The following is a 9,999-nucleotide window of genomic DNA, read 5'->3' as shown; positions in this document are numbered from 1 at the left end:
ATACAGGTCCTGCACCCGCGACGGCGCCAGGCCCAGTCCGTCCAGCCCCGCCTGGTCCAATCGCGCCAGGGGGAAAGCGGCGGGCTCGAATGCCCGGGCCGCCTCCATCGCCGCGGGCAGATCGGCCACGGCGGCGTCGTCCACCGGGCTGGCGCCCGCCGCCAGCAGGGCCACGGTCTGCCGTTCGAACAACTGCCGCGGCGAGACGGCCCAGCCGCGCTGCCGCGCCCGCGCCACGATCTGCAGGCTCAGGATGGAGTCGCCGCCGATCTCGAAGAAGTTGTCGTGCCGGCCGACGCGAGGCAGCCGCAGCACCTCCGCCCAGACCTCCGCCAGGACGGACTCCGCCTGGCCTTGCGGCGCCTCGTGCTCGGCGCCGCTTTCGAAAGTGGGTTCGGGCAGCGCCGCGCGATCGACCTTGCCGTTCACGTTCAGGGGCAGTCGCTCCAGCACCATGACCGTGCCCGGCACCATGTAGTCGGGCAGCAGGCGCGCCAGGCTGTCGCGCAACGCGCGGCCTTGCAGCGTGGCGCCCTCGGCCGGCGCCACATAGGCCACCAGCCGGCTTTGCGCCGCCGGCCCCACGGCCAGCACCACGGCGGCCCCCACGCCGGGTTGCCCCAGCAGCGCCGTCTCGACCTCGCCCAGCTCGATCCGGAAGCCGCGCACCTTCACCTGGTGATCCAGGCGGCCCAGGTAATCGAGTTGTCCGTCCTCGCGCCAGCGTACCAGGTCGCCGCTGCGATACATGCGCGCCCCGCCGCCCGCGTACGGATCCGGCAGGAAGCGTTCGGCGCTCAGGCCCGGCCGGCCCAGATAGCCGCGCGCCAGGCCCGATCCGCCCAGGTACAGTTCGCCCGCCGCGCCCTGGGCCACGGGATTCAGGTTCTCGTCCAGCACATAGGCCCGGCGGTCGCCGATCAGGCGGCCGATGGGCATGTAGGCCGAATCGAAGCTTTCGCCGCGCATGACCTTGGCGATGGTCGGGGTAATGACCGTCTCGGTCGGCCCGTAGCCGTTGACGATGCGCTGGGGATCCAGCACGCGCCGCACCAGTTCGAACGTGGCGCGCGGCATGGCCTCGCCGCCGACGGTGTACGAACGGATCGGCAGCGCGGCGGCCGCCGGCCCCATGACCTCGGCCAACTGGTGCAGGTAGCTGGGCGTGAAGCAGGTGATGGTGATGCCGTGGCGGGCGATTTCCGCGCAGGTGCGCTCCACCGACCAGGGCTCGTCGTCGCGCGGCATCAGCGCCGAGCCGAACACCAGCGGCGTCCAGGTGCGCTCATGCGCGCCATCGAAACTGATGGACGCGAACTGCAATTCGCGGTCCTCGGGCGTCATGCCGTAGGCCTGGCCGATGGCCTGGACGTGCATGGACAGCGGCCCGTGCTCGACCGCCACGCCCTTGGGCGTTCCCGTCGAACCGGAGGTATAGATGAGGTAGGCCAGTTGGTGCGGCGACACCGGAACCTGCGGATCATGGCTGGGCAGATCCGGATCGTCCAGGTTCAAGGCTTCGAGCGCCAGCGCGCGCGGCGCGGGCGCGACCGCCTCCAGCCCCTGGCTGCACAGCAGCAAGGCGATGCCGCTGTCGCCCGCCATGTGCGCCAGGCGCTCGGGCGGATACGCGGGGTCCAGCGGCACATAGGCGCCGCCCGTCTTCAGCACGGCCAACAGGGCCACCACCATGTCGATGGAACGCCGCACCGCCAGGCCGACGCGCACCTCCGGGCCGACGCCCGCCGCGATCAGTTGATGCGCCAGGCGGTTGGCCCGTGCATTGAACGCGGCATAGTCCAGGCTGCGGTCCGTGCCGATCAGCGCCAGCGCCTGCGGGCGCAGACGCGCCTGTTCCTCGACCAGCCGGTGCACCGGCAGATCGCGCACCGGCGCCTGGCCGGTGCCCCAGGCCGACAGGCGCAGGCGTTCGGCATCCTCCAGGATGTCCATGTCGCTGACTGGCGTGCGCGACTGGCGCTCCAGCGCATCGACCAGGGCCTGCGCCGCCTGGCGCACATAGGCGCAGATGCGCCCGGCGTCGATGCTGGCGTCCACTTGCGCCACGATCTCGAAACCCTCGGCGCTTTCGTTCACCGAAATGCCGAAGGGATAGTTCGAGACCTCCTCGAAACCCAGGTTCTCGATCCCTTCCCAGGCCTGCTGCGCATGCTCGCCGGCCTGCGCGGCGGTGAAATGCCGGTAATTGATCAGCGTGGGGATCAGCGGCGTACCCGCGGGCACGCCGCTGCTGCGCTGCGCCAGCGACAGGCTGGCATGCTCGTGCGCCAGCACGCCGGCCAGACTCTCGTGCACCTGCCGCAACGCGTCTGCCGCGCCGATCCCCCCGGCCAGCCGAACCCGCAGCGGCAGCGTGTTGATGAACATGCCCAGCGCGCGCGCGCCGCCCGCGCCGCCCTGCATGCGGCCGAACAACACCGTGCCGAACACCACGTCGTCGCGGCCGGCGCAGCGCGCCAGCACCTGTGCCCACGCCAGATGGAACAGCGCCGCGCCGCTGACGCCCGCGCCACGCAAGGCACGCCGCGCGCGCGGCGACCAGTCGGCCGGCATGGCCAGCTTGGCTTCGCGCAGCCGCGAGCCGTCGCCGCGCACGTCCAGCAGGCCGAAGGCGGCGGTGGGCTCGGTCACGTCGCCCAGCATCTGGCGGAAGAATTCGGCATGCGCCTGTTCATCGCCCGCCACACGGGCGCGCGCCACATAGTCGCGGAACGGCACCGGCACCGGCAACTGGTCCTGCCGGCCGGTGCGCAGCATCTCGATTTCCTCGACCAGTTGCTCCTCGGAGGCGTGGTCCAGGGCCAGATGGTGGCTGGGCAGTTGCAGCAGCCAGCGCGCGCCGGCCGTGTCGTGCACGGAGATGGCGCGCATCATGGGCGCGCGCCGCACGTCGATGCGCAGCGATCCCGGCCGCGCGAACGCGCGCAGGCGCGCTTCGGCGTCCTCGCCGGCCGCCAGCCATTCCAGGGCCAGCCCGGCCTGGCGCTGAACCACCTGCATGGGCTGGCGCAGTCCTTCCCAGCGCACCGAGGTGCGCAGGATGTCGTGGCGCGCGATCACCGCGTTCAGGCTGTCGATGAAGGCCTGCAGGCGGGCCTCGCTGTCGAAGCCCAGCAGCAGCGCGTTGACGTAGACATCGCCATCGGTCTGCATCATGTGGTGATACAGGATGCCTTCCTGCAGGGGCGCCAGGGGATAGACGTCCTGCACGTTGGCCGCGCCGCCAGGGGTGGCGGCCTCGATGGCGCGCAGTTCCGCCTCGTTCAGGTCGGCCAGCGGGAACATGCCGGCCGCCAGGGCCTGGCAGCCCTCGGGCACGCGTGGCGCGGTATCTGCCAACCCGGCCGACGGCCCGGCTTGCGCCGCGTTGCGCAGCGCAATGACGCGCGCCAGGTCGCCCAGCCGTGGCGCCAGGAACAGCTCGCGTACCGGCACGTCCAGCCCTTGCTGGCGCATGCGCTCCAGCAACTGGATGGCCAGCAGCGAATGGCCGCCCAGCTCGAAGAAATGATCGTCGCGGCCGACCCGATCCACCTGCAGGACTTCGGCCCAGATGCGTGCCAGCGTGGTTTCGGTCTCGCCTTGCGGCGCGGCGTATTCGCCCACGGCCTGGGCGGGTTCCGGCAGCGCGCGGCGATCCAGCTTGCCATTGGTGGTCAAGGGCAAGGCAGGCAGGATCACGATGGCGCTGGGCACCATGTAGTCGGGCAGCAGCACCGACAGGCGCTCGCGCAGCGCGCCGGCCAGGCCCGCGTGCTGCGCGCCGTCGCGCAGCGTGACGTAGGCCACCAGCCGGTCGCCGCCCGGGGCGGGCCGTGGCAGCGCCACCGCCTCGCGCACCTCGGCCTGCGCCAGCAGGCATGCCTCGACTTCGCCCAGTTCGATGCGAAAGCCGCGGATCTTGACCTGATGGTCGATGCGGCCCAGATAGTCCAGTTGGCCATCGGCGCGCCAGCAAACCAGGTCGCCGGTGCGGTACAGGCGCTGTCCGGCATCGCCCTGCGGATCGGCGATGAAGCGTTCCGCGCTCAGGCCCGCCCGGCCCAGATAGCCGCGCGCCAATCCGGCGCCGGCCACATAGAGCTCGCCCGGCACACCCACCGGCACCGGCGCCAGTTCGCTGTCCAGCACGCGCAGGCCCAGATCGGGAATCGCCTGGCCCACCGGGCTGCGGCCCGCGCCGTCCAGATCGTCCAGCGTGATGCGCCGGTACGTCACGTGCACGGTGGTCTCGGTGATGCCGTACATATTGACCAGCGCGGGCCGCGCATCGCCGAAGCGGGCGATCCAGCCGCGCAGCGATTCCGGCGCCAGCGCCTCGCCGCCGAAGATCACGTGGCGCAGCGCGAAGGGCTCGCCCGTCTGGATGGCGGGCGACTCGCACAACTGGCGGAAGGCGGACGGCGTCTGGTTCAGCACCGTGACGCCTTGCGTGCGCAGCAGGCCCGCGAACTCGTCCGGCGCGCGGCTGATCCAGTACGGCACCACGACCAGCCTGCCGCCCGTGCACAGCGCGCCGAAGATTTCCCAGACCGAGAAATCGAAGGCGTAGGAATGGAACAGCGTCCACACATCGTCCGCGCCGAAATCGAACCAGGCCGCGGTCTGGTCCAACAGGCGCGCCACGTTGCGATGGCACAGCTGGGCCCCCTTGGGCTTGCCGGTCGAGCCCGAGGTATAGATCACGTAGGCCAGGTTGTCGGCATGTACGGCCACGGCCGGGGCGTCGGGCCGGCCCTCGGCCTGCGCGGCATCGGACAGCAGCAGCACCGGCAAGCCGTCCGGCACGGGCAGGCGCGGGCGCACGTCCGCCTCGGTCAACAGCAGCGAGATACCGCTGTCGGCGATCAGGTAGGACAGCCGCTCTTGCGGGTAATCCGGGTCCAGCGGCACATAGGCCGCGCCGGCCTTCAATATGGCCAGCAGCGCGACGATCATGCCGGCCGAACGCGCCGCCGCCAGGCCGACCCGCTGTTCGGGTCCGACGCCCAGGGCCGCCAGCCGGTGGGCCAGCGCATTGGCGAGCGCATCCAGTTCGCGATAGGGAATCTGGCGCGCGCCATCGGTCACGGCGATGGCGTCCGGCCGCGCCGCGGCCTGGGCCGCGAAGCGTCCATGCAGCGTGGCGATGGCGCCCGCCTCGATCCGGTCATCGGCGAACTGGCCCCAGGCCAGCAACTGCCGGCGGCTGGCCGCGTCCAGCAGATCGACACGGCCCAAGGGCTGGCTCGCGTCGTCGGCCAAGGCCCGCAGTATGGCCAGATAGTGCGCGGCATGGCGCGCCACCGTGGCCGCATCGAACAACTCCCGGGCATAGCGCAGGCGCAGCACCGCCGCGCCATCGGGCTGCACGGCCACGTCCAGCGTCATCTCGAACTGGGCTTGCTGCCCGTCCAGCGCAATGGGCGTGACGCGTATGCCGTCGATCATCTGCGCCGCGGGCGCGTCGACATGGCGATAGTTCAGCATCACCTGGAACAGCGGGCTTTGTCCCAGGCTGCGTTCGGGCTGCAGGTCCTCGACCAATTGCTCGAACGGCAGCTCCTGGTGGGCCTGCGCGTCCAACGCGGCGCGGGCGGCCTGCGCCAGTGCCTGGTCCAGCGACAGATTGGGCGCCAGCACGCTGCGCAGCACCTGGGTGTTGGAGAAGAAGCCGACGACGGCCTCGGTCTCGGTGCGCTCCCGATTGGCCACCGGCACGCCGACCCGGATGTCGTCCTGGCCCGTGTAGCGATGCAGCAGCACTTGCCAGGCCGACAGGAAGGCGGCGAACAGCGGCGCGTCGTGAGCTTGCGCGCGCTGGCGCAGGCGGGCGACCAGATCGGCCGGCAGCGTCAGTTCGTGCTGCGCCGCGCGGTAGCGCCCGTCGGCGCGGCGCGGCCGGTCCACCGGCAATTGCAGCACGGGATGGTCGTCACCCAGTTGCGCGCGCCAATAGCCGAGCTGGCGCTCGCGCTCGCCGGCGTCCAGCCAGCTGGACTGCCAGGCGGCGTAATCGGCGTACTGCACCGCCAGCGGCGGCAAGGACGCGGCGCCCTGCCGCGCGGCCTGGTACAGCGCGGCGAATTCCCGCACCAGCACGCGCAGCGACCAGCCATCCGAAACGATGTGGTGCATGACCACCACCAGCACATGGTCGTGCTCGCCCTGGGCCAGCAGGCCCACCCGCAGCAAGGGGCCATGCTGCAGATCGAAGGGGCGCTGCACGAAGGCGCGCACGGCCCGCGCCACGGCGGCCTCGTCCTGCGGGTGCGCGGTATCGCTGTCGATCACTTCGACGTCCGGCGCCAGGTGGGCCAGCACCCGTTGCCGCCCCAGGCCATCGGCGCCCTTGGCGAAGACCGTGCGCAGGGATTCATGACGCCGAGCCAAGGTGTCGAAGGCGCCGCGCAGGGCCGCCACGTCCAGCGCGCCCTGCAGCCGCATGGCTTCCGCGATGTGATAGGCCGTGCTGTCCGGATCGAGCTGCCACAGGAACCACTGCCTGGCCTGCGCCGCCGACAGCGGCAAGGCCGCGCCGGGTTCGCCGGCGGCGGCGCGCGCCACGACCGGGAAATCGCGCATGCCCATGCCCTGCTCGCGCATCTTGCGATAGACGGCGGCGCGCTGATCGGGCGACAGGCCGGCAAAACGTTGCGCGATCTGCAAAGTGGCCGGAGGCGTCATCATTCTTCCTTCAAACTGTTCATGAATGCATCGATGGCCGACAGGGCCTCGTTGTCGGCGGCCGCGCTGCGCGCCGCCTCGGACACGCCACGGGCCATGCCGCGCAGCGTGGGCGCACGGAACACCTCGCGCAGCGCCAGTTCGGCGCCCAGGCGGTCGCGCACGCGGCTGACGACCTGCACCGCCAGCAGCGAATGGCCGCCCAACTCGAAGAAATCGTCGTCGCGGCCCACGCGCGGCACGCCCAGCACCTCGGACCAGATGGCCGCCAGCGCCGTCTCGGTCTGCCCCTCGGGCGCGAGATAGCCGGCGCGCTGCGGGGCGGGCGGTTCCGGCAAGGCGCGCCGGTCGACCTTGCCATTGGCGTTCAACGGCAAGGCCGGCAACACCACCACGGCGGCCGGCACCATGTAGTCCGGCAGGCGTTCGGCCAGCGCGCGGCGCAGGTCCTGCGCCAGGCCGGGGCGATCAACGGTTTCGACGGTTTCGGCATAGGCATACAAGGCCGGGCCGCCATGCCGCTCCAGCGCCACCACCACCGCCGCGCGCACCTCGGGCAGCGCGGCCAGCACCGCCTCGATCTCGCCCAGTTCGATGCGAAAGCCCCGCAGCTTCACCTGGTGATCGACCCGGCCCAGGTACTCCAGCCCGCCGTCGGCGCGCCAACGGGCCAGGTCGCCCGTGCGGTACAGGCGCTGGCCCGAGTCCGACAGCGGATCGGCCACGAAACGTTCGGCGGTCAGGCCCGGGCGATGCAGATAGCCCCGCGCCAGTCCCGCGCCGCCGATGTAGAGTTCGCCCGCCACGCCGGGCGGCGCGGGCAGCAACGAGGCGGTCAGTACCGCCAGCCGGGTCGCCGCGATGGGACCGCCCAGCCCGGGCTGCGGCCCGTGCACGGCAGTGGCCGCCGACCAGATGGTGGTCTCGGTCGGCCCATACAGGTTCCAGAGCGGCAGCCCCTGGTCCAGCAGATCCTGCGCCAGATCCGGCGGCAAGGCCTCGCCGCCGCACAGGGCCAGAATGGGCCGCGCGCCGGCCGCGGGCCAGCCGGCGGCGCGCAGCAGGCGCCACCCCGATGGCGTGAATTGCGCCGCCGTGACCCCGGCCTGCGCGATCAGCGCGGCCAATGCGGCGCCGTCGCGCACCTGGCCACCGTCGGCCAGCACCCCTTGCGCGCCGCAGACCAGCGGCAGATAGAGTTCCAGCGCCGCGATGTCGAACGACAGCGAGGTGGATGCCAGCATGCGGTCCTGCGGCGACAGGCCGGGCGACCGGCGCATGCTGGCCAGGAAATTGGCCAGGGCGCCGTGCCCCACCATCACGCCCTTGGGCTTGCCGGTGGAGCCGGACGTGTAGATCACATAGGCCAGGTCGGCGTCCTGCAGCGGCACGCCGGGGTTGTGCCCCGCCTGCGCCGCCAGATCCGTCCGGTCCAGCACCAGCATGGGCGTGTCCGGGCCGAAGCGGTCCTGCAGTGCGGCCTGGGTGATCAGCACCAGCTGGCCGCTGTCGTGCCGCATGTCGTCCAGGCGGGTCTGCGGATAGAGCGGGTCCATGGGCACGTAGGCCGCGCCGGCCTTCATCACGGCCAGCATTGCGGCCAGCATGTCCGCGCCGCGTTCCAGGCAGATGCCCACGCGCGCGCCGCGCGTCGCGCCCAAGGCCAGCAGACGGTGCGCGATGCGGTTGGCGCGTTCGTTCAGGGCGGCATAGGTCCACGCCTGGCCGCCGCACACCAGCGCCACGGCATCGGGCCGCTGTTGCGCCTGGGCTTCGAACTGGACCGTCATGGGCAGGCAGGGCGCATCCGGCGCGGCGGCGGCCGCCAGGCCATACCCGTGCGCGCCGGCGGGCAACGCCACATCGGCGACCGCCATCCCGGGTTGCGCGTGCAGCGCCTGCAGCAGCACCAGATAGTGATCCAGCATGCCGGCCACGATGCGCGCGTCCAGCAGGCCTTCGGCATGTCCGAACACCACTTCGACGCGATCCGCGCCCTCTTCCATCACGGTGACGGACAGATCGAACTGCGCCATGCGCGCATCCAGCGCATAGGGCTGTACGGTCAGTCCCGGCAGCCGCTGCAGGCCTTCCAGGCCCGTGCGCAGATGGTTGTACATGACCTGGAACAAGGGCGGATGCGTCAGGCTGCGCGCGGGCTGCAAGGCCTGCACGAGGCGGTCGAACGGCAGATCCTGGTTGGCCTGGGCGGACAGCGCCGTATGCCGGGCCTGGTCCAGCAACTGGCCCAGCGTCAGGCGAGGCGCGAATTCGGCGCGCAGCACCTGCGTGTTGACGAACAGGCCGATCACGCCTTCGATGCCGGGCCGATGGCGGTTGGCCACGGGCACCCCGATGCGGATGTCGTCCTGGCCGGCGTAGCGGTGCAACAGGGCCTGCAGGGCGGCCAGCAGCGCCATGAACAAGGTGGCGCCATGCGCCTGCGCATGGCGGCGCAGCGCACCCACCAGCTCGGCGGGCAGCACGCGCCGCTGTTGCAGGGCGCGATACGTGGCGCCGACCTCGCGGCCGCGCGCCGCGGGCAGTTGCAACACCGGCTGCTCGCCGCCCAGCGCGCCGCGCCAGTAGTCCAGCTCGCGCGCCTGCTCGGGCGAATCCAGCCATTGCGTCTGCCACGCCGCATAGTCGGCATACTGCACCGGGAGTTCGGGCAGCGCCCGCGCCTGACCCGCGCACGCCGCCGCGTACAGCGCCGCGAATTCGTCGACCAGCACGCGCATGGACCAGGCATCGGACACGATGTGATGCATGGCCACCACGAGGATGTGCGTGTCGTCCGACTCGCTCAGCAGGCCGACCCGCAGCAACGGCCCCTGCTCCAGGTCGAACGGCTGCTGCGTGAGGGCTTGCACGCGTTGCCGCACCGTGTCCTGCCCTGCCCCATGCAGATCCTCCTGCACCCAGGCCGGCTCGCGCTCGGGCAGGATGCGCTGGGTGGGCAGGCCGTCCGCGCCACGCGGAAATACCGTGCGCAGCGATTCGTGGCGCAGCGCCAGCGCCCCGAACGCCTGGCGCAAGGCCCGGGCATCCACCCGGCCCTGGACGTGCAGCGCCTCGGTGATGTGATACGCCGTGCCCTGCGGGTCGAACTGCCACAGGAACCACTGACGCTGCTGGGCCGCGGACAGCGGCGCCTGATCGCGCCGTGCCAGCACCGGGATGGGCGCCGGCGCCTCGGCGCGCGTGCCGCCCCGCAGGCGTTGCGCGAGCAGCGCCTGCTGCTCGGGAGTGAGTCGGGCGCGCTGGGCGTCCAAGCGGTCGGATAATGACATCGGGTCTGCTACCGGGCTG

2 protein-coding genes are annotated in these 9,999 nt (G+C 71.8%); both read right to left on the bottom strand.

Going from position 1 to position 9,999, the window contains the following annotated elements; genetic code table 11:
* The coding region (locus tag A7W11_RS06245) for a non-ribosomal peptide synthetase (protein WP_156523007.1) at nt 1-6,690 on the bottom strand (6,690 nt) is incomplete at its 3' end.
* Entirely contained in the window at nt 6,687-9,980 is a 3,294-nt protein-coding gene (locus tag A7W11_RS06240; RefSeq protein ID WP_066410125.1) for a non-ribosomal peptide synthetase, read from the bottom strand. The genes A7W11_RS06240 and A7W11_RS06245, both read right to left, overlap by 4 nt.
* Nucleotides 9,981-9,999 lie beyond the last annotated feature (19 nt).

Source organism: Bordetella ansorpii, from assembly GCF_900078315.1.
GTDB lineage: Bacteria > Pseudomonadota > Gammaproteobacteria > Burkholderiales > Burkholderiaceae_B > Bordetella > Bordetella ansorpii.
The sequence above is the reverse complement of the archived record's forward strand: the minus strand, read 5'-3'. Positions and strand labels throughout refer to the sequence as shown.